The sequence below is a fragment of the Nocardia abscessus genome (assembly GCF_015477775.1).
Taxonomy (GTDB): Bacteria; Actinomycetota; Actinomycetes; order Mycobacteriales; family Mycobacteriaceae; genus Nocardia; species Nocardia abscessus_A.
The window spans coordinates 254,309-275,503 of record NZ_JADLQO010000007.1 but is presented as its reverse complement, the minus strand read 5'-3'; the positions used below and the strand labels follow the sequence as shown (position 1 = coordinate 275,503).

Annotated in this window: 13 protein-coding genes; 5 read left to right on the top strand and 8 right to left on the bottom strand. The window is 69.5% G+C overall.

Annotation, left to right across the window (positions count from 1 at the left end; all coding sequences use genetic code 11):
• Positions 1–79: 79 nt before the first annotated feature.
• Entirely contained in the window at positions 80–2,323 is a 2,244-nt protein-coding gene (locus IU450_RS20315; RefSeq protein WP_195151318.1) for a hypothetical protein, read from the top strand.
• Between the two features lie 11 nt (positions 2,324–2,334).
• Here the strand turns inward: IU450_RS20315 and IU450_RS20310 are convergent, their stop codons facing one another.
• Entirely contained in the window at positions 2,335–3,195 is an 861-nt protein-coding gene (locus IU450_RS20310; protein ID WP_195151317.1) for an alpha/beta fold hydrolase, read from the bottom strand.
• 64 nt (positions 3,196–3,259) lie between these two features.
• Here IU450_RS20310 and IU450_RS20305 point away from each other — a divergent pair, with 64 nt between their 5' ends.
• Positions 3,260–3,844, top strand: coding sequence for a TetR/AcrR family transcriptional regulator (locus IU450_RS20305; RefSeq protein ID WP_228834829.1), 585 nt, complete (start codon positions 3,260–3,262; stop codon positions 3,842–3,844).
• A gap of 122 nt (positions 3,845–3,966) precedes the next feature.
• Here the strand turns inward: IU450_RS20305 and IU450_RS20300 are convergent, their stop codons facing one another.
• Positions 3,967–4,383 (bottom strand): GNAT family N-acetyltransferase, encoded by a 417-nt coding sequence (locus tag IU450_RS20300; protein WP_228834828.1) that lies wholly within the window; start codon positions 4,381–4,383, stop codon positions 3,967–3,969.
• A gap of 167 nt (positions 4,384–4,550) precedes the next feature.
• Here IU450_RS20300 and IU450_RS20295 point away from each other — a divergent pair, with 167 nt between their 5' ends.
• On the top strand, positions 4,551–5,246 hold the full coding sequence (locus IU450_RS20295) for a hypothetical protein (RefSeq protein WP_195151314.1): 696 nt from the start codon (positions 4,551–4,553) through the stop codon (positions 5,244–5,246).
• 111 nt (positions 5,247–5,357) lie between these two features.
• Here the strand turns inward: IU450_RS20295 and IU450_RS20290 are convergent, their stop codons facing one another.
• From IU450_RS20290 to IU450_RS20280, 3 genes are all read right to left on the bottom strand, one after another.
• Positions 5,358–6,053: an NAD(P)-dependent oxidoreductase gene (locus IU450_RS20290; protein WP_195151313.1), complete on the bottom strand. Its 696-nt coding sequence runs from the start codon at positions 6,051–6,053 to the stop codon at positions 5,358–5,360.
• Positions 6,054–6,133: 80 nt separating this feature from the next.
• On the bottom strand, positions 6,134–6,628 hold the full coding sequence (locus IU450_RS20285) for a cupin domain-containing protein (RefSeq protein ID WP_195151312.1): 495 nt from the start codon (positions 6,626–6,628) through the stop codon (positions 6,134–6,136).
• Entirely contained in the window at positions 6,625–7,458 is an 834-nt protein-coding gene (locus tag IU450_RS20280) for an NAD(P)H-binding protein (protein WP_195151311.1), read from the bottom strand. The genes IU450_RS20285 and IU450_RS20280 overlap by 4 nt, the downstream gene beginning before the upstream one ends.
• Positions 7,459–7,630: 172 nt before the next feature.
• Here IU450_RS20280 and IU450_RS20275 point away from each other — a divergent pair, with 172 nt between their 5' ends.
• Entirely contained in the window at positions 7,631–8,110 is a 480-nt protein-coding gene (locus IU450_RS20275) for a MarR family transcriptional regulator (RefSeq protein ID WP_324197743.1), read from the top strand.
• On the opposite strand, the gene IU450_RS20270 is transcribed toward IU450_RS20275, so the two are convergent.
• Together IU450_RS20270 and IU450_RS20265 are read right to left on the bottom strand one after the other, a co-directional pair.
• Entirely contained in the window at positions 8,096–9,157 is a 1,062-nt protein-coding gene (locus IU450_RS20270; protein WP_195151309.1) for an NAD-dependent epimerase/dehydratase family protein, read from the bottom strand. The genes IU450_RS20275 and IU450_RS20270 overlap by 15 nt on opposite strands.
• A 138-nt stretch (positions 9,158–9,295) precedes the next feature.
• Complete coding sequence (locus tag IU450_RS20265) at positions 9,296–10,456, bottom strand: lipase family protein (protein WP_195151308.1); 1,161 nt, start codon at positions 10,454–10,456, stop codon at positions 9,296–9,298.
• 490 nt (positions 10,457–10,946) lie between these two features.
• On the opposite strand from IU450_RS20265, the gene IU450_RS20260 reads away from it, so the two are divergent.
• Positions 10,947–11,339, top strand: a complete 393-nt coding sequence (locus IU450_RS20260; RefSeq protein WP_195151307.1) for a hypothetical protein — start codon at positions 10,947–10,949, stop codon at positions 11,337–11,339.
• A gap of 142 nt (positions 11,340–11,481) precedes the next feature.
• Here IU450_RS20260 and IU450_RS39820 read toward each other — a convergent pair whose 3' ends face one another.
• Positions 11,482–20,847: a beta strand repeat-containing protein gene (locus tag IU450_RS39820; RefSeq protein WP_228834827.1), complete on the bottom strand. Its 9,366-nt coding sequence runs from the start codon at positions 20,845–20,847 to the stop codon at positions 11,482–11,484.
• Positions 20,848–21,195 lie beyond the last annotated feature (348 nt).

Here is a 21,195-nt window from a genome sequence, read left to right as displayed (position 1 = left end):
GGTCTGACGTCGATTATTCGGGCATAAGGTGCGAACCGGCCGTCACGTGTTCACCCGGCGCGACTACACTCCGCGCCTTGTGAGTACAGCCGCAGTATCCGGACCACGAAAAGAGCGTTACGTCTGGGGCGCGGCGACCGTCGTCGGAGTCATCGCCGGATATGTGTCGGTGCTGCTGGCCGACGCCAGGCACTACTACACCGACGACACCGAGGCGCAATACGCCCCGATGTGGGTGATGCTCGGAGAGTTGTTGCGTGACCGCCGCTTTCCCGCGCTGGTCCCGCACGAGTGGATGGCGGGCAACTACACGCTGGAAGAGGCGGCGCTGTTCAATCCGCCGCAGCTGCTCGTCTATCTCCTCGCGCCATCGATGGACGACCTCGCCGCCTACGCGACGGCGGTGAAGCTCGTCTTCTCGATCATCGCCGCGCTCGGTGTGTTCCGCATCTGCCTCGCCTACGGCGCCCGACCACAGTGGGCCGCCGTCGCGGGTATCGCGTTCCCGCTCAGCGGCTGGTTCCTGTTCTTCGACCAGGCCAGCTGGTTCACTCCGCACGTGGCGACCGCCTGGATGGTGCACGCCTGGGCGTCGGCGGTGCAGTACGCCCGCGGCCGGAGCGGACCGCTGCCGGTCTTCGTCTTCCTCTACCTGACGCTCACGGTCCAATACGCCTTCCCCGCGGTGGAATCGGCGCTGATCATCGTCGCGGTCGCGGCAGGCGAGGTCGTGTATCAGCGACGGTGGGCTCCCGCGGTGCGGTTGTGCCTCGCGGCGGGGTGCGCGGCGCTCACCGCGGCGATCGCGAACCTGTCCGGCATCCTGTCCTCACAGGTGACCTGGCGCGGCAGCGTGCAGATCCACAACGACCCGTTTCTGACGGTGCCGTGGTCGGAGTCGCTGAACGCGAGCCTGCCGAGCACGACCCCCGCCTTCACCGCCTGGTGGGGTCACGTCCAGCCGTTGCCGATGGTCTACATCGCCTGGTTCCTCATCCCGGCGCTCGCGTTCGTCGACTGGCGGGCCGCGCGCACCGCCGCACGGGATTTCAGCGGCCCGATCTTCTTCGCGGTGGCGGTGCTGATGTGGACGGCCGGGCCCGGGGCCATCGGTCCGCTGCGCTGGCCGGCCCGGGTGCTGCCGATGCTCGCCATCGTGCTGCTCGTGCTGGTCTGTGTCGTGCTGAGCCGCTACGGCACGTTCGCCGTCTCGCGCCGCCGTGCCACGGCCGCCCTCGTGCTGATCGGACTGTTGTTCGTGCGGTCGGTCTCGGCCGCCCCCGAACTGGTGTTGCGGCACGTGGCGGGGGCGCTGGCGGTGGGCGCGCTCGGCGCAGCCGCCGTATGGCTGGCCCGCCACCGTGGCGCCGCCGCCGCGTGCGCACTGGCCGTCCTCGCCATGTTCCCGATCGCCTATGCGCAGGTGGCCGGTGCGCCGATGACGCCGATGTCCTACGACTTCCCGGAGCGGCGCTCGGCGATGCGCGCGGCCTTCCCTGATTTCGACGGGCTCACCCTGCAATTGGCCGACCGCGCCGCCGTGCGCCCCGAGGACCGGAACCTCGCAGGCGCGTACGGCTCGCTGGCCATCGGCAACTACGCGAAGGCGCTCGGACTCGACTACGTCAACGCCTATACGCCGATCGGGCACGCGGCTTTCGCCGGCATGCTGTGCATGGCGTGGGACGGCAGCACCTGCCCCGACGCGTTCCGCCGTGCCTTCGCGACCGAACCCGTCACCGGAGCGCGGATCGTCGACCTGATGAAGGTCGATCGGGTGGTCCTGCACCGCACGCAGTACCCGGACGCCCGCGACCGTCCCGCGCCCCCGGGCTGGCGGTGGGCCGACTATCCGGGACACGAGCGTCACATCTGGGTGCTGGAACGCGCCGACGGGCTCGTGTCCGCCCGCGACGGGGCGATCGCCCACACCACGGGGGTGACCGCCGAGTCGAGCAGTTCCCTCGACGACATCACGACCCGGGCCGTGGTCAGCTCGTCGAGCGGCGGGCGCATAGTGTTCGCCCGGCTCGCCTGGCCGGGGCATCGGGTGACCCTGAACGGCCGCGAGTTGACGGCGGGCACGATCGGCGGCGTCTTCCTCACCGTGGACATACCGGCGGGCACCGACGGGGCCGAGTTGGTGGTGGACTGGCGTCCACCCGGCAGCGGAATCGGGATCGCGACCACCGCAGCCGGACTCATCGGGCTCGGCCTGCTGCAATGGGCGTACCACCGGACGCGGCGGCGCACGACCGGCGAACCGTCGGAGGCTCCGAAGATCGTCATACCCCCACCGGCGCTGGTGCCCGTCGACGCGTGAGCACCGCGGGATCAGCGGGTGGGTGGCTCCGGCGCGGCGTGCTGCTCGACGAGGAACGCCGACATCGCCTCGGCGATCGCGGCGGGCTGGTCGAGCATGGAGAGGACGTACGCGTCGTCGATTTCGACCAGTCTCGCCTTCGGGATGAGTTCGGCGAGCCTGTGCCCGTGCTCGCGGGGCATCACCTTGCCCGCCGAGGACCACAGGATCAGCGCCTCACCCTGGAAGTCGCGCAGCGCTTCGGTGTTCGCGATCAGTTCCGGCTTGCGGAAGCCCGATTTGGTGTAGGCGAGCAGGTCCCGCCGGATGCGGGCATCCCGCAGCCCCGGCTCGGTCCAGCCGTGCACCAGCGCGTCGGACAGCGGGCGCCGCGCCATCCAGCCGAACAGCAGCGGCGAGCGGCGCAGCCACCGAACGCGTAGCTGCCGCAGCGCCAGCGAGATCCCGCCGGGGAGATAGGTGGCGACGGTGGCCATCTTGCCCGGCAGGCCGGGCGGGAAGTTGTCGAATGCCTCGCACGGCAGCACGATCAGCCTGCCGACGCGTTGGTCGAGCCCGAAGGCGGTGAGGAACAGCGCGCCGCCCCAATCGCTGTGCACGAGCGTCACGTCGCGCAGGTCCAGCGCGGCGAGGAAATCGGCGACCAACTGATTCAGGCCGCGCAGGCTCAGGTCGACGCCGGGACGCAGCGGCAGGGGATGGGCGCCGAGCGGCAGGTCGGGCAGCACGTACCGGAAGCCAGCGGGAAGCGCGTCGAGCACCTCGTCCCACAGCGTGTGGTTCATCAGCAGGCCGTGCAGCAGGACGACCGGTGGCCCCTCGCCCCGTTCGACAAAGTGCACGCGGCCCGCGGGTAGTTCGACAACAGGCATGTCCGCCTCCATCCGAGCGATCGCTCTAGAGTGTTTGCTCTAGTCTGGAATGGTGAGCGAGAGAATGTCAACCAGCACCCGGGAACGCCTCGTCACCGCGACGGCCGAGCTGATGCGCACGCAGGGCTACGCGGGAACGAGCGTCAAGCAGATCACCGTCGCAGCCCGCGCCCCGATGGGCTCGCTCTACCACCACTTTCCCGAAGGCAAACCGCAGATCGCCGCCGCGGCGCTGCGCACATCGGGAGCCGCGTACATCCAGTTGCTGCCCTTGCTGCTCGATCCGCACGACGATCTGCGCGAAGCGGTTCCCGCCGCGTTCGCCGCGGCCGCCGAGCAGATCGAGCAGACCGGCTGGATCAACATGTGCCCGGTCGGCACCGTCGCGGGCGAGGTCGCCGACAGCGAACCCGCGCTGCGCGAAGTCGCCGCCGAGGTCATGGCCGCCTGGATCGACGAAGGCACCGGCTACTTCGTCCGCCGTGGCCTGCCCGCACCGCAGGCCCGCGAGTTCATCCTCGCCGTGCTCACCGCGCTCGAGGGCGCTTTCGTCCTCAGTCGCACGCTCCGCTCGACCGAACCCCTGCACGCGGCGGGTCGATCGTTGCGCGCGCGCATCGAGGAAGTGCTGGCCGGAGTACGCGCATAGCGGCTCACGCGTCGAGCGAACGACCGCTCGCCTCGAGCGTTTCGCGCAGGATGCGAACGGCTTTCGGGCCGACTCCGTGCATCGCGAGCAGTTGCGCCTCGGTCGATGTGGCGATCGGCGAGCTACGGGCGGGTCAAGGGGATTTCCAGGTGCACGGTCTGGAACCCGGGGCCGGGTAGGCGCGCGTCGTGGACGATCTCGCCGAAGGTGAGCCAGAAATCCAGCGCACCCGGGGTCCGCGCGTCGGTGTGCAAGTACAGCCGGTCGAATTCCGGTGTAGCGGAAACGTAGTCGACGGCTGCCCGGACCAGCCGTGTGGCAAGCCCGCGCCGGTGGTGTTCGGGACGGACGTAGACCCGGAACAACTGTGCGGTGCCCTGGTCGGGGAACCGTTCGACCAGCCACGCGGGGTGCGGTGGATGGCGAGGGCCGCGAGCGCGAATCGCCGTGGTGGCGACGATGCGGCCTTCGTGCTCGGCCACCCAGAGGCGGTTGAGCGGGTTGCGCAGGTACACCCCTCCAAGCTTCGAGCGGCACATAATGATAATCGTTATCGTTTTCTCTGCAAACGGGTTCGCCGACCTGACTCGACAGTGATGCTGTGCCACAAGGAATTTCATCGAAAAGTTGTCGATAATGACAATCATTATCAATGATAATCTCGATCGCGCACCCGGCGCGGCCGAGATCGCGATGAGGAATCACCATGCTGACGAGGATTTTCGCCGTGCCTGCGCTGGCGCTGGCCGCCCTGACCGCCGTCGCGGGCACGGCCTACGCCGACCTGGGTGACGACCAGCCCATCTCGTTCACCGCGCACGCCACCGACACGTCCTCGATCATCGAGATCGACTCCGGTGCGCTGGTAGTCGAGGACGGGACGCTGAAGGTCAAGTCCCGAGACGGCGTCACCGTCGCCGGGACGCCGCTGACGTTCACCGTCGACGAGTTCGAGTTCCCGATCGTTGCCGAGATCTCCGGCCGCACAGCGACGCTGACACCGGACCTGTCGATGGACCGCGCGGTCTACAAGCCGGTCGCCCTGCCGTTCGAGGACAAGGCGCCGTGGAAGACCGAGTACGACCGTGAACAAGCCGCTTGGTCCCGCATGACCAGCACCATCAGCATGGGCGCCACCATCGGCACCCTGGTCGGCGGCCTCGGTGGCGCGGCGGTCGGCTGCGTGCTCGGCGGCCTCGCGGGCGCGACCATCGCCGCGGGGACCATCGCGGGCCTGTTCGGTCCGTTCATCCCCGCCGCGGCCGTCGGCTGTCTGGTCGGCGTCGCCGCGGTCGGCGCCCTGGGCACCGTGGCGGGCCAGATCCTGGTCACCGCCCCGGTGGCGATCGGCGCCGCGATCCAGTACTTCACCACGATCAACGCGCCCTATCCGGCGAAGTAACCCCTCCATGCCCATCCGCTCGTGGACGAATGAGGCCGCTCGTTGTCCAGCGAGCGGATGGGCTGGGAACGGCGTCGGGACTACGCGACTACGACCCGGTGGCCGCCGTGCTCAGTGCTTGCCGAATGCCTCGGTACGGATCAGTTGGAGCAGACCGGGATTGTTCGAAGTCGTGACCACACCGACGGTCTCCCGTATGTGCCTGTCGTCTTCGGCGAGTCGCAGCAGGCAGGCGGCCAGGTCGGCGCGGGAGGTGAACCGGCCTTCGGCGTGGCCTCGGACCATGGTGTAGTCGGTGACAGTGGGGGAGGTGTAGAGGCCGCTGGGGCGCACGATCGTCCAGTCGAGTTCGGTCGCGGTGACCAGGGACTCCATCGCGCGCATGTCGTCGTACAACGTTCTGCCCATGACTCGGGTGATGTACGGCTGTAGGACCCGATTGAACAGGAAGCCCGCGTCCGCGTACGGACGTGGGGCCACGGCACTCGACGAGACGACCGCGAGACGGCGAATGCCGTGTTCGCGCATCGCGGCAACGATATTGGCCGCGCCGGACGAGTACGTCGTTATCGGTTGCTTGCTGAAGGGGACACCCAAGGTGGACAACACCGCGTCGCCACCCGCGACCGCCGCCTCGACCGACGGGAGGGAGAAGACGTCACCCTCGAGCGTGGTCAACCGCTCGTGCTCGAGGGGGAACTCCGACGGCCTGCGGGTGACGGCGACCACGTCGTGCCCTGCGGCCAGGGCCTGGGAGGTGAGCAGGCGACCGGTGGGGCCGTTGGCTCCGAAGACGATGAGACGCATGAGAATTCCTTCGGGAGGTGTCATGGGCGCCGGATCGCGACGTCCATGAAAGCGAAAGCGGAAGTGGATTCCGGGGCGGGTCAGTCGGCCGACGCCGGATCCGGGGTAGGGCCGAGGATTTCGACGTTGTGCCGAGCGGCGGCGGAGACGAGTAAGGCGACGTCGGGCGGCTCGGTCGGCGCCGGTGGCAGGGAGAGCGTCTCGGCCGGTGTGCCGGTGTCGGTGAACCATTGCTCGAATCCGCCCGGGGTGATCACCGCGAGAAACCGGCAGACCGGCGACTCCACGCGATAGGCGTGCGGTACTCCGCACGGGGCGAACAAGGTGGAGCCGGTCGGGACGCGGAACCAGTGCCCGGCGATATGGACGGAGAGTTCGCCGGCCAAGACGATGAACACCTCGTCTTCGCGTTCGTGACGGTGCAGCGGTGCGGCGGTCCCGTGACGGCAGGTGTGCCTGGTGACGGCGAAGCAGCCGCCGGTTTGTTCCGCGGTGGCGTCGAATTCGATCAGCGCGCCGAGATGCCATACCGCCCGGTCGGCATTGTCGCCGGACCGAACGGGGGACAGGGTCATGACCATGCCGCCCGGTGATCGGTGACCCAGGTCGTGAAGGGACGCGGTGGACGTCCGAGGACGACGGCCACCTCGCCGGTGACCATCGGTGTCCGTTCGAGTTCGCGGGCGTAGCGATCCAGGAGTGCGTGCACGAACCCTTCGCCGAGGCCGTGCTCGATCATCCTCCGAGCGGCGATGTCGGCCGGAATCTCCTGGTAGCGCAATGGTCTGCCGAGCGCCTCGCCGATGGCCGCGACCATCTGCCGCAGGGTCACCGCCTCCGGGCCGGTGACGGGGATGCGTCGGCCGAGTAAGGTCTCATCCCACATGGCACGGGCGAGCACGTCCGCGACGTCCTGTTCGTGGATCACCGCTTCGGCGAAGGACGCGTAGGGCCCGTAGACGATGTCGCCCCGGGTCAGCTGATCGCGCCACATCGCGAGGGTGTTCATGGCGAACGAACTCGGGCGAACACTCACCCACGGCAGTCCGCTGGTGATGGCCGCCCGCTCGACCTCGGTGTTGCGGTCGCCGTTGTATCGGGAAGGCTGGTGCGCGGGTTCGTCGTCGGCGTTGATCGCGGACATCACGACCACCCGTTCGACGCCGCGAGCAGCCGCGAGTTCGAGCAGTTCCCGGACATGATCCTTCGTCGCCCGCGGATGGACGAACAGGCTTTCCACTCCCGCCATGGCGACCTCGACCGCTTCGGGTGGCACGACCTCGACGCTGTCGGGCAAACCAGTGGCGGGTTGCCGCGATACCGCTCGGACGGGCTTTCCAGTGGCAGCCAATGCGCGGACGAGTGGGCGGCCGACCGTCCCTGTCGCGCCCGTGACCAGGTACATAGCAACTCCTTGTTGGCAGATATTACGAAACTCATATTACATAGTTCGAAGTTCATTTGATATGAGTTTCGTAACACTGTCGGCCCAGGCGGCGGCGGCGTGTGCGCAACGGGCCGCGACTACCTGACGACGTAAGATATGGAATCCATACGAAATGCAGGAGGGTCACATCGTGAGCGAAGCGGCCGACCGGCAGCATCGTCGGCTGTCCAACGCCGTCAAGGACGCGCTGCGCGAGCTGAACGGTCAACTCGCCGTACTGAACCGCCGCTTCGGCAGCAAGGTGGAACTCAAGGACGCCGACTGGGCCTGCTTGGATCTGATCAATCGGTACGGCCCGCTGACACCGAGCGCGCTGGCCCGCCGCGCCGCTCTGCATCCGGCCACGCTGACCGGCATTCTGGACCGATTGGAGCGCGGCGGCTGGGTCGCCCGCGAGCGTGACCCGGCCGCAGGCGACCGGCGCGCGGTCGCCGTCGTCGCGCTGCGTGAGCGCAACCAGGAGCTGTACGGGTTGTTCGCCGGAATGAACGGACGCATGGACCATCTGTGCGACGGCTACAGCAACGCCGAACTCGAGCTCATCGCGGATTTCCTCCGCCGCGCCGCCGCCGCGGGCCACGATTCGGCCGAAGAGCTAGCCGACTCCTAGCTCTCGGCCGCCCACACCGGAGGCGAACTCGCGCCATCGCCAGGGTCCGCCCGCGTCGCGAGCCAGCGGCGGGGTGTCCTCGCCCGCCCCCGCGCGTAAACCGGAGAGCAGGTCCTGGAGTGCCTCGACCGCCGTGAATTGTGGCGTCCAACCCAATTCGGCTCGCGCGCGCCCGGTGTCCAGGATCGGCAGATGCATCACACCGTCGAACAGGTCCGGCGCGGCGGGCAAGGTCCGCGCGTGCCATCCCATGGCGAGCGCGGCGCGGACGACCGCGGGCGGCACGGACACCACCCGAGCCTCGAACACCTCGGCCAACCGGGCGCGGTCGATCACCGGTTCCGCGGCGAGATTGAACGGTCCGCGCGCGTCGGTCGTGATGGCGAGGGCGTAGGCGCGGCCGATGTCGGCACTGTGGACCGCCTGGAATCGCAGGCCGCGCGGAATCGGCAGGATCGGCGGGAGTCCGGGCCGGAGCAGGCGATTCGGTAGCAGGGGCCCGGCGAACAGACGTCGCTGCTGGCTGGCGGTCTCCCGCCGGAAGATGAATCCCGGTCGCATGCGAACCACCCGCCGATCCGGCTCCTCGGCCTCGAAACGATCCAGAAGTCGTTCGACATAGGACTTTTCGCGCATGTACGCGGCAGGAGGCCATCCATCGGTCGGCCAACTCTCCGGCACCGGCTCGTCGTCCTGACACGGGGAGTAGGCGCCGACCGACGAGGCGTAGACCAAAGCGGGAACCTGTGCCGCGGCCACAGCCCGCAGCACCCGTTCGGTGCCGCCGACGTTCGCGCGCCAAGTGACCAAGGGCTGATGGGTGGGTTGGAACAGCCAAGCCAAATGCACTACGACGTCGGCGCCGTGGAAATGGGATTCGAGGTCGTCGGTTCGCACGTCCGCGCGCACCCATTCGACGCCGTCACGAAGCTTGCCCGGCACGCGCCGCGCGATGCCGACGATCGAACTGATCCCTGCTTCGGCCGACAGCGTCTCCAGCACGCTCGTTCCCACGTTTCCGGTGGCACCGACCACGACGACACGCATGTCTGCTCCTTGGCTCGCCGGCGAGATTCGTGAGCGATCTACGAGATGGGTGGAGAGGGTGGCCACATGGGCTGCACCCTCCCCGCCCGGCGCGTCGGACAGTGTGTGCGCCGGCTGTTTCTTCGTCCTCTGGATTCGTCAGCAGTTGGACGGCGCGGGCTCTCCACGAATCCGGCCTTCGAGCCACGCCGCCACCGCGGGGGCGCCCATGGCCGCCGCGGACAGATGGTCGAAGGCGGGCACGTGCACCACCTGCACCGGCACCCCGGCCGAGCACCAGCGGCCCGCGGTGTTGTCGATGGCCTTGATCGGAATCAGTGGGTCGCTCGGCGAATGCCATTCGAATATCGGGGTTTGCGGAGCGCCGCCGTAGAGCTCCACGCTGTTCTCCTCCACCACCGACCAAGCGTCGGGCGTGTCGAAGACCGAGGTGCTGTCCACGAAATCGCGCGCGCTGCCGCCCGCGCCTATGGCGAGGATGTCGTTGGTGCAACTGTTGGCCATGGCGTCACGCAGCGCGCGGCCGCGAGCGTTGAGATTCGGGCTGATCGGCACCCGGTCCGGGTACTCCCGCTCCAGGCCGATCGCCGCCGCCATGGCCAAGCCGAAGGCCGGGTGCGGATTGAGTCCCAGCCCCTCCGCCATCGCCACCAGGTTCATCGGGGCGCCGCCGATCGCCGCGCCCGCCAGCCGCAGGTCAGGCGCGTAGGACGGCTGCAGCGCGGCCGCCCAGGCCGTGGCGAGACCGCCGCCGGAGTAGCCCGCCAGCGCCACCGGGCTGTGCTCGACGGCGAGTTCGGGCAGTTGCCTCGCCGCACGGACGCCGTCGAGCGTGATCTGGCCGCCCAAACGCCCGGCTCCGAGTGCGAACTGCGGTCCGAGATGGTCCGGCAGCGCCAGACTCCAGCCCTGTTGCAGCAGCACGTTCAACATCGGGGTCGCCATCGACAGGTTGAAATCGTTCGCGTAGAGCAGGTGCGATACCGCGCAGCCGGTGCCGAGCGAATTGATGAAGTGCTGATACGACAGCAGCGGCATGCCGGGGCGATGGAAGGCGGGGGTGACGATCGTGGTGGTCGCCGCGATCGGCGCGCCCCGCGAATTGGTGGAACGGAACTCGACCAGCCTGACGGCGGCGCCGGGGAAGGAGGCAAGCGGCGGCAAGGGCCGCACTTCGAGCACGTCACCTGGTCGGTGCGCCGCCAGATTGGCCGGGGCCGCGTAGAACGGGTCTGGATCGGGCAGCGGATATATCGGCTCCGCGGTTGCCGTCGTCGCCAGCAGCAGCGTGAATGCCATACCGCCGATCGCACCGAGGGCGCGGGCCGAACCGATGCGCCGTCTGGCGAGGTTACGAAGAAACGGACGAGTCACGACCTTGACCTCCAGGGGTAGTTCGCCGCATTCGTCGAGTGGTTGGCTGAATCCGTATGTACCGCCAGCAAATTACCAGCGACATCCACGGGTTAGACCGGAATGCGTCAAATAGCCCATTCACGTGCGGTAGAACTGCGAATCCTGACAGTTCTCTTCGCGGTATCGTGGAACTCAGCAACCTTATAGCCATTGTCAGGTTCGTCGATTCGGTTCGAAGTCTCGGCCGCGTTGCGGACCTGGATGCGATCCGCGGCGTGTTCGTAGCCGTGCGACGGTCGACGAAACGTCCGTATGCGCCACAGTCGCTGCCGTCGCGAGCATCCGGACCCTGAGGGGTTGCGACGCGGGGCGAGCCCGGCTTGGCTGGATCACATACACAGCGACGAGGTTCAGGACGAAGGAAGGAGCGGTCATGTCCAAGTCAGCAAGCCATAAGGTCCGCGCATCCGGCTCCGGGGCACCTGAGACGGCGCGTTCGGGGCCGGACACCGAGACCGCATCGCCGCCCCCGACCACCAAGCGCGCCGGTTTGTCCGTCCCGGTTCCGACTCTCGGGGTACGGATGGCGCGCGTCCCGCTTCCGCCCGGGCCGCGCACCGTGGCCGGCGGTGTCGCGTCGGCGACCGCGGCGGTGCGCAAAGGGGTGCCGGATCGGGAGTCGTTGCTCTACTTCGGCGGGCTCGGGGCGGCCGCGGTCACCGGGGTGGTGTCGTGGCCGGTGGCCGGGGCGATCGGCGTCGGCGTCTGGGTGGCGGAGCACGCCCGTCGCGATTCGGGCACCGCGCGAAGCGGGGCTCGCGAGTAACCGTGCCCCGGAAAGCCCGGCAACGATCGCTCTCCTGATTCGCGGAGCCTGCCTACCGGCGTCGGCGAGTGCTTCGGCGAGGTCGGTCGGGCCAGGCTGGACGGACGGACGGACGGACGAGTATCGTCGCGTGATCCGTGACCTATCCGCCGAGGTAGGTGTAGGGGACGCCGTTACTGGTGCCACCTGGGGTCGTGACGGTGATGCTGACGACGCCGCTCCCGGCGGGCACCGTCGCCCGGAGCAGCGTGTCGGAGATGACGGTGAACGAGGGCGTCGTCGTCGTGCCGAAACGCACCGCGCTCGCTGCGGTCAATCCCGTGCCGGTGAGGATGACGGTGGTGCCGCCGGAGACGGGCCCTTGGTTCGGGTGGATCGCAGCGATCGCCGGTGCGGGGACGTAGGTGTAGACGGCGCCGTTGCTGGTGCCGCCGGGGGCGGTGACGGTGACCGCGACCGGTCCGGCGGGCCGACCGGGAGCGACGGCGGCGATCTCGGTTTCGGAGATCACCGTGAAAGAGGTCGCGGAGACGGTTCCGAAGCGGACGGCGGCGGCTCCGGTGAAACCCGTGCCGGTGAGGACGACGGTGGTGCCTCCCGCGGCCGGACCCGAGTGCGTGGCGACGGAGACGAGGGTAGGCGCGGTGACATAGGCGTAGGAGACTCCGTTGCTCGTGCCGCCGGCAGTGGTGACGGTGACCGGCGCCGTTCCCGCGCCGCCGGCAGGCGCAACGGCGCTGATCAGGGAATCCGAGACCAGGCTGAAGGAAACAGCGGTATTCGCGCCGAAGCGCACGGCCGTAGCGCCGGTGAAACCGGTGCCGGTGAGGACGACGGTGTCGGCGCCGGTGGTCGGACCCGAACTCGGGACGACCGAGGTGAGCGTGGGCGCGGCGACGTAGGTGTAGAGCACGCTGTTGCTCGTGCCACCCGCGGTGGCGACGGTGACGGCGACCGGCCCGGCGGGCGCGGCGGGCGCTACCGCGGTGATCCGGGTGTCGGAGACCACGGTGTAGGAGGTCACCGGGATCGCGCCGAAACGGACGGCGGTCGCGCCGGTGAACCCGGTGCCGTCGAGGGTGACGGTGTTTCCGCCCGTGGCGGGCCCGGAGCCGGGGACCACCGAGGCGAGGGCCGGTGCAGGCACGTATGTGTAGAAGACGCGGTTGCTCCTTCCGCCGGTCGCGACAACGGCGACGGTGACGGTCCCGGCCATCCCGGCGGGCGCCACGGCCCTGATCTCGGAATCCGAGACCACGACAAAGGAGATCGCGGTGTTCGCACCGAAATTCACCACAGTCGCGCCGGTGAATCCTGTCCCGTTGAGGATGACGGTGTTGCCGCCGGACGTCGCACCCGAGTCGGGGGCCACCGAGGCGAGGACGGGTGCCGGGACGTAGGCATAGCGGACCGAGTTGCTCGTCCCACCGGCCGTGGTGACGGTGAGGCCGACCGTACCGGCTCCCGGAGGGACGGTGGCGCTGATCTCGCTGTCGGAGACGACCGTGAACGACGCGGGCACGGCGCCGAAACGCACAGCGGTTGTCGCCGTGAGGTCGGTACCGGTGAGAGTGACGGTGTTGCCGCCGGTTTCGGGTCCGGAGCCGGGATCGACGGCGGCGAGGGCGGGTGCTGGGACGTAGGCGTAGGCGACATCGTTGCTGGTGCCGCCCGCGGTGGTGAGGGTGACCGCGGCCGTGCCGGTTCCGGCGGGAACCACGGCCGTGACCTCGGTATCCGACACCACCGTGAAGGACACGGCAGGTGTGGCGCCGAAGCGGACAGCGGTCGTGCCGGTGAATCCGGTACCGGTGAGCGTGACGGTGCCGCCGCCGGTCACCGGTCCCGAGCGGGGCACGCTCGAGGCGAGCGCCGGTGCCGGGACATAGGTGTAGAGGACGCCGCCGCTGGTGCCGCCCGCGGTGGTGACAGTGACCGCGGTCGTGCCGGTACCCGCCGGGGCCGTCACCGTGATCTGCGTGTCGGAGACCACCGTGAACGACGTCGCCGGGGTGAGGCCGAAATTCACCGCGGTCGTGCCGGTGAATCCGGTGCCGGTGAGGGTGACGGTGTCGCCGCCGGTCTCCGCTCCGGAACCGGGGTTCACCGACGCGAGGGCCGGTGCCGGGACGTAGGTGTAGCGGACGCCGGCGCTGCTGCCGCCGGCGCTGGTGACGACGACATCCACCGGACCGATCCCGGACGGTGCGACCGCTGTGATCCGGGAATCGGAGACCACGCCGAAGGAGACCGCGGCGGCGACGCCGAAGGTGACCTCGCTCGCGGCGGTGAATCCGGTGCCGGTGAGGGTGACGGTGTCGCCGCCGGTCTCCGGTCCGGAGCCGGGGACGGTCGAGGTGAGTGCCGGTGCTGGGACGAAGCTGTAGGAGACGCCGTTGCTGGTACCGCCGACGGCGGTGACGCTGACTGTGGCCGTGCCGGTACCGGTAGGAGTGACCGCGGTGAGCTCGGTGTCCGACACCACGGTGAAGGAGGTGGCGGGTGTGGCGCCGAAGCGGACGGCGGTCGCGCCGGTGAATCCGGTGCCGGTGAGGGTGACGGTGTCGCCGCCGGTCTCCGCTCCGGAACCAGGGTTCACCGAGGCGAGCACCGGCGCCGGGGTGTAGGGGTAGAGGACGTCGTTGCTGTCGCCGCCGATGGTGGTGACGGTGACCGCGGCCGTACCGGTGCCCGCGGGGGCGGCGGCGGTGATCTCGGTGTCCGACACCACGGTGAACGAGATCGCCGGGGCTGCACCGAAGTTCACGGCGGTCGCGGTCGCGAATCCGGTGCCGGTGAGGGTGACGGTGTTGCCGCCGGTCTCCGGTCCGGAGTCCGGGACCATCGAGGCGAGTGCCGGTGCGGGGACGTAGCTGTAGGTCACGGGGTTGCTGGTGCCACCGGGGGAGGCGACCGTGACACCGACCGGGCCGGTGCCGGCAGGGACCGCCGCACTGATCTCGGTATCCGACACCACCGTGAACGAGATCGACGGGGTCGCACCGAAGTTCACCGCGGTCGCGGTCGCGAATCCGGTGCCGGTGAGACTGACGGTGTCGCCGCCGGTCTCCGGTCCGGAGCCGGGGACGGTCGAGGCGAGTACCGGTGCTGGGACGAAGCTGTAGGAGACGCCGTTGCTGGTGCCGCCGACGGCGGTGACGGTCACCGCGGCGGTGCCGGTACCGGCGGGAGTGACCGCGGTGAGCTCGGTGTCCGATACCACGGTGAAGGAGGCGGCGGGTGTGGCGCCGAAGCGGACGGCGGTCGTGCCGGTGAATCCGGCGCCGATGAGCGTGACGGTATTGCCACCGGTCACCGGTCCCGCACCGGGAACCACCGAGGCGAGAGTCGGCGCCGGGACATAGGTGTAGACGCTGTCGTTGCTGGCCCCACCCGCAGTGGTGACGGTGACCGCGGCCGTGCCGGTACCCGCGGGTGCGCCCGCGGTGACCGTGGTATCCGACACCACCGTGAACGAGATCGCCGGGGCCGCACCGAAGTTCACCGCTGTCGCGGTCGCGAATCCGGTGCCGGTGAGGGTGACGGTGTTGCCGCCGGTCTCCGGACCCGGATTCGGAACCACCGCGGTGAGGCTCGGTACCGGGACGTAGCTGTAGGACACGCCGTTGCTGATGCCCCCCGTCGTGGTGACGGTGACCGCGGCGGTACCGGTGCCCGCCGGTGCGACCGCCCTGATCTCGGTAGCCGACACGACGGTGAAGGCCACCGCCGCGTTCGCTCCGAAACGCACCGCGGTGGCGCCGGAGAGGTTGGCGCCGGTCAGAACCACGGTGTTGCCGCCGGTCTCCGGCCCGATGCCGGGGACCGCGGCGTCGAGAACCGGTGCCGGAACATAGGCGTAGGAACGACTGTTGCTGGTGCCACCCGGTGTGGTGACGGAGACGTTCGCCGCGCCGGTTCCGGCGGGTGCGACGGCGCTGATCTGGGTGCTCGACACCACGGTGAAGGAGATCGCCGCTGTCCCACCGAAATCGACGGCAGTGGCTCCGGTGAACTCGGTGCCCGTGAGGGTGACCGTGTTGCCACCGGAGGCGGGACCCTGGTTCGGGTCGACCGAGGTGAGGCTCGGGGTTCCGAGGTAGGTGTACGCAACCGCGTTGCCGGTGCCGACCGCGTTGGTCACCGTGACCGGCACTACGCCGGTGCCTGCCGGAACGACGGCCGTGAGCCGGGTATCGGAGTCGACGGTGAAGGACGTCGCCGCGGTGGCGCCGAAATTCACCGCGATCGTCCCGGTGAAGTTGCCGCCTTGGAGTACGACCGTGTTGCCGCCTGCTCGGGCCCCCGCGCCGGGGACCACCGCGACGAGGGCGGGGGCGCCGCCGTAGGTGTAGAGGACCCCGTTACTGGTGCCGTTGGGTGAGACGACGGTGGCCGACACCGTTCCGGTCCCGGCGGGTACGACGGCGCTGATCTGGGTATCGGACAGGACGCTGTACGAGCCCGCCGGGACCGCACCGAAACGAACCGAGGTGACAGCGGTGAGGTTGGCGCCGGTGAGGAGCACGGTGTTGCCGCCCTCCACCGGACCCGAATTCGGCACGGCGGAGACGAGGGCGGGAACGAGAAGGTAGGTGTAGGACACGCCGTTGCTGGTGCCGCCCGGCGTCCTGGCGGTGACCGAGATCGTGCCGGTGCCCGCGGGAGCGACGGCGCTGATCTGGGTGTTCGACACGACGGTGAAGGAGCTCGCCGGTGTGCCGCCGAAGGTGACCGCGGTGGTTCCGGTGAGATTGGCGCCGGTGAGGAGGACGGTGTTGCCGCCGCTCGCCGGTCCCGAGCCAGGGACCAGCGCGGCGAGGGTCGGTGCCGGGACGAAGGTGTAGGTGACACCGTTGCTGGTACCGCCCGGGCTGGTGACGGTGACCGCGGCGGTGCCGGTGCGCGCGGGTGCGACCGCGGTGATCTCGGTGTTCGACACGACGGTGAACGAGGTGGCGGGTGTGGTGCCGAAGCGGACCGCGGTGGTTCGGGTGAGGTTGGTGCCGTTGAGGGTGACGGTGTTGCCGCCCGTCGTCGGCCCGAACCGGGGCGTGACCGTGGTGAGTGTCGGTGCGGGGGTGTATCCGTAGGCGACGAAGTTGCTGGTGCCACCCGGGGTGGTGACGGTGATGGCGGCGGTGCCGGTGCGTGCGGGTGCGACGGCGGTGATCTGGGTGTCGGAGACCACGGTGAACGAGGTGGCGGGTGTGGCGCCGAAGCGGACGGCGACGGTTCGGGTGAGATCGGTGCCGGTGAGGGTGACGGTGTTGCCGCCGGTTTCCGGTCCGAAGCGTGGGGCCACGCTGGTGAGCGTCGGGAGGGGCGTGTATCCGTAGGCGACGAAGTTGCTGGTGCCACCCGGGGTGGTGACGGTGATGGCGGCGGTGCCGGTGCGTGCGGGTGCGACGGCGGTGATCTGGGTGTCGGACACGACGGTGAACGAGGTGGCGGGTGTGGCGCCGAAGCGGACGGCGACAGTGCCGTTGAGGTTGGTGCCGGTGAGGGTGACGGTGTTGCCGCCGGTCTCGGGGCCGAAGCGAGGGGTCACGCTGACGAGCGTCGGCACCGGGACGAACGCATAGGCCACGAAGTTGCTGATTCCGCCCGGTGTGGTGACGGAGACGGCGGCGATACCGGTGCGCGCGGGTGCGACGGCGGTGATCTGGGTGTCGGAGACCACGGTGAACGAGGTGGCGGGTGTGGTGCCGAACCGGACGACGGTGGTTCCGGTGAACCCGGAGCCGGTGAGGGTGACAGTGTTGCCGCCGGTCTCCGGCCCGAAGCGCGGCGTCACACCGGCGAGCGTCGGAGCCGGTATGTAGGCATAGGTCATCGGGTCACTGGTGCCGCCGGCTGTGGTCACGGAGGCGTTCACCGCCCCGGCCCCGGCAGGCGCGATCGCTGTGATCCGCGAATCGGACACCACGGCGAACGAAACCGCCCTGTTCGCACCGAAGTGCACCGCGGTCGCGTCCGTGAATCCGGTGCCGGTGAAATCGACTGTGTTACCGCCGTTTTCGGGTCCCGAGCCGGATGTCACCGTGGTGAGCGATGGTGCCGGGAGGTAGGCATAGCGGACGCTGCCGCTGGTGCCGCCCGGAGTGCCGACGGTGACGTCGACCGCGCCGGTCCCCGCGGGGACGACCGCGCTGATCTCGGTGTTCGACAGCACAGTGAAGGAGATCGCGGCTGTCCCACCGAAATCGACCCGGGTTGCCCCGGTGAACTCGGTACCCGTGAGGACGACGGTGTTGCCGCCGGTTTCCGGCCCGGAGCCGGGTTCGACGGAGGCGAGGGCAGGTGCTGGGACGAAGCTGTAGAGGACGCCGTTGCCTGCTCCGCCGGCAGAGGTGACGGTGACCGCGGCGGTACCGGTACCCGCGGGTGCGACCGCGGTGATCTCGGTATCCGACACCACCGTGAACGAGGTCGCCGGGGTGGTACCGAAGTGCACGGCGGTGGCTCCGGTGAATCCCGTACCGGTCAAGGCAACGGTGTTGCCGCCGGTCTCCGGGCCTGAGTCGGGCACCGCCGCGGCTGGCGCCGGCGCCGGGACGTAGGTGTAGGCCACGGGGTTGCTGGTGCCGCCGGCTGTGGTCACGGTGGCCTCCACCGACCCGGACCCCGCGGGCGCGATCGCCGTGATCCGGGAGTCGGAGACCACGGTGAACGAAACCGCCGCTGCCCCATCGAAGTCGACCGCGGTCGCGCCGGTGAATCCGGTGCCGGTGAAATCGACTGTGTCGCCGCCGGTCTGCGGCCCCGAGTCCGGCCCCACCGAAGCGAGCGTGGGCGCTGGGACGTAGGTGTAGCCCACCGTGTTGCCGGTGCCGCCTGCCGTGGTGACGGTTACGTCGGCCGTGCCGGTCCCCGCAGGGGCTGTCGCGGTGATCTCGGTATCCGAGACGACCGTGAACGATGTGGCGGGTGTCCCGTCGAAGGTGACGGCGGTCGTGCCGGTGAGTCTCGTGCCGGTGAGGGTGACGGTGTTGCCGCCGGTCTGCGGCCCCGAGCTCGGTACCACCGAGGCGAGCGTGGGCGCCGGAACGTACGCATAGGTCACCGGGTCGCTGGTGCCGCCTGCCGTGGTGACGGTTACGTCGGCCGTGCCGGTCCCCGCAGGGGCTGTCGCGGTGATCTCGGTATCCGAGACGACCGTGAACGATGTGGCGGGTGTCCCGTCGAAGGTGACGGCGGTCGTGCGGGTGAATCCGGTGCCGGTGAGGGTGACTGTGTTGCCGCCGGTCTCGGGGCCGGAGCCCGGTGCCGCCGAGGCGAGTACCGGTGCCGGGACATAGGTATAGCTCACCGGGCTGCTTTCGCCACCGGCGGAGGTGACAGTGACAAAGGCCGGGCCGGTTCCGGCAGGCGCTTCGGCGGCGATCTGGGTGTCGGAGACGATCGTGAAGGCGATCGCGGTGTTCGCGCCGAAGCGCACGGCCGTAGCGCCGGTGAAACCGCTGCCGGTGAGGATGACGGTATTGCCGCCCGTCTCCGGGCCGAAGCCGGGCACGATCGAGGTGAGCGCGGGTGCGGGAACGTAGTTGTAGGCCAGTGCGTTACTGGCGCCACCGTTGGTGGTGACGGAGACATCGACGGTCCCGCTCCCCGCGGGCGCTGTGGCGCTGATCCGGGTGTCGGAATCCACCACGAACGCGATCGCGGCGGTAGCGCCGAACATGACGTCGGTCGTGCCGGTGAGGTCGGCGCCGGTCAAAACCACGGTGTTGCCGCCGGTCTCGGGACCAGAGCCCGGTGCGACCGAGACGAGAGCCGGTGCGGCGACGAAGGTGTAGAGCAGCCCGTTGCTGTCGCCGCCCGTGGCCGTGACCGTGACGACGACAGGCCCCGGGGTCCCGGCGGGCGCCACGGCGGTGATCCGGGTGTCGGAGACGACGGTGAAGGAGGTCGCGGGTGTCCGATCGAAATGCACGGCGGTGGCGCCGGCCAGGTTCGCGCCGGTCAGGGTGACGGTGTTCCCGCCGGACTCCGGGCCGTCGTCGGGGACGACTGTGGCGAGGGTAGGCGCCGCGACGAAGGTGTAGTCCACCGTGTTGCTGGCGCCTCCGTCGGTGGTGACGGCGACATCGACGGTCCCGGTGCCCGCGGGGGCCGTGGCGCTGATCCGGGTGTCCGATTCCACCACGAAAGCGATCGCCGGGGTGGCGCCGAACACGACCGAGGTCGTGCCGGTGAGATCGGTTCCGGTGAGGACGACCGTGTTGCCGCCGGTCTCGGGTCCGGAGCCCGGCGCCACCGCGGCGAGTGCCGGTACCGGGACGTAGGTATAGGGCGCCGGGTTACTGGTGCCACCGATCGCGGTGACGGTGACGTCGACCGTGCCGGTACCTGGGGGCGCGACGGCCCTGATCTCGGTGGCGGAGACCACCGTGAAGGAGGCCGCGGGCCTGTCGCCGAAGCGGACGGCACTGGTACCGGTGAACCCGGTTCCTGCGAGAACGACGGTATTGCCGCCCATTTCGGGTCCGGAGCCCGGTGCCACCGAGGCGAGAGTGGGTGCGGCGACGAAGGTGTAGGCGATCCCGTTGCTGGTGCCTCGGGGGTTGGTGACGGTGACGGCGACCGTACCGGTTCCGGCCGGTGCTACGGCGGTGATGCGGGTGCCGGAGACGACGGTGAACGATCTCGCCGCGGTCACACCGAACTTCACCGCGGTGGTCGCGCCGAACCCGGTACCGGTGAGGACGACGGTGTTGCCGCCCGCCGCCGGGCCGGAGACGGGGCTGACCGAGCTCAGCGACGGCGCGGCGGGATAGGTGTAGGCCACCCCGTTGCTGGTACCGCCCGCTGTGGTGACGGTGACCTGCACATCACCTGTCCCGGGCGGAGCGATCGCGGTGATCCGCGTCGGGGACTCGAGGGTGAATGTGGTTGCGGTCGAGCCGAACCGCACGGTGGTGGGGCCGATGAATTCGGTGCCGGTGATCACCACGCTGTTGCCGCCGGTTGCCGGTCCCGAAGACGGTGACAGCGATGTGATGGTGGGGCGAGACGGGATATAGGTGTAGAGCAGTGGGTTGCTCGTTCCGGCCTGGGACGTGACGGTCACCGGAACTATGCCGGTCCCCTGCGGAACCGTCGCGGTGATCTGGGTCCCGGACCCGACAGTGAACGAAGGCGCGGGAGTGCCACCGAAATTCACCGCCGTCACGCCGGAGAGCCCGGATCCGTTGATGGTGACCGTGGTCCCGGACGGCCCTTGGACGGGACCGATCGAGGTCAGGGAGGGAACTGCCACGTAGGTGTAGGGCAGTGCGTTACTGGTGCCGCTCAGCGGTGCGGCGACGGTGACTTGCACCGTCCCGCTTCCGGTGGGGGCGACAGCCGTGATCCGGGTTTCGGAGTCGATGGTGAAGGTGGTGGCGGCCGTGCCGAATCGCACGGTCAAAGGGCCTGCGCCGCGGAACCCGGTGCCGGTGACCACCACGCTGTTGCCCCCGGACGCCGGCCCCGAAGCCGGTGAAAGCGACGCGATAGTAGGCATGGGGCTGCCCTCCGGCGGAGACGTGAGCTGAAAGATGGTGCTACGCCGACGTTGTCGTAACCCGGCTTCTCCAGTAATCCTCGAGCTATTACAGCTTGGCAATGAGGACGCACTCCGTTTTTGTCCGTTTTCGCGTGCGGCAGCGTCACCACCCGGTTCGCGGCAACCGGAACCGTTCTCGCTCTGGGGACCGATTCGCTCCGGCCTCCCAGCCGCCGTCCAGCGGTGTGGAGCGGCTATCGGGTCCGAGCCGAATCGGACCATCGACGCGTGGGCCGGGCAGGGAACGAGAAGGTCAGACGGAGAGCCGGTCGTCCGGTACCAGGCGGGTGATCGAGAGTGGCGGAA

Coding starts and splice junctions, on each gene's coding strand:
- IU450_RS20290 (WP_195151313.1), bottom strand. CDS start 6,053: ATGCGTCTCATCGTCTTCGGAGCCAACGGCCCCACCGGTCGCCTGCTC.
- IU450_RS20310 (WP_195151317.1), bottom strand. CDS start 3,195: ATGCCTGTTGTCGAACTACCCGCGGGCCGCGTGCACTTTGTCGAACGG.
- IU450_RS20300 (WP_228834828.1), bottom strand. CDS start 4,383: ATGTGCCGCTCGAAGCTTGGAGGGGTGTACCTGCGCAACCCGCTCAAC.
- IU450_RS20265 (WP_195151308.1), bottom strand. CDS start 10,456: ATGGCATTCACGCTGCTGCTGGCGACGACGGCAACCGCGGAGCCGATA.
- IU450_RS39820 (WP_228834827.1), bottom strand. CDS start 20,847: ATGCCTACTATCGCGTCGCTTTCACCGGCTTCGGGGCCGGCGTCCGGG.
- IU450_RS20295 (WP_195151314.1), top strand. CDS start 4,551: ATGCTGACGAGGATTTTCGCCGTGCCTGCGCTGGCGCTGGCCGCCCTG.
- IU450_RS20285 (WP_195151312.1), bottom strand. CDS start 6,628: ATGACCCTGTCCCCCGTTCGGTCCGGCGACAATGCCGACCGGGCGGTA.
- IU450_RS20260 (WP_195151307.1), top strand. CDS start 10,947: ATGTCCAAGTCAGCAAGCCATAAGGTCCGCGCATCCGGCTCCGGGGCA.
- IU450_RS20305 (WP_228834829.1), top strand. CDS start 3,260: ATGTCAACCAGCACCCGGGAACGCCTCGTCACCGCGACGGCCGAGCTG.
- IU450_RS20270 (WP_195151309.1), bottom strand. CDS start 9,157: ATGCGTGTCGTCGTGGTCGGTGCCACCGGAAACGTGGGAACGAGCGTG.
- IU450_RS20280 (WP_195151311.1), bottom strand. CDS start 7,458: ATGTACCTGGTCACGGGCGCGACAGGGACGGTCGGCCGCCCACTCGTC.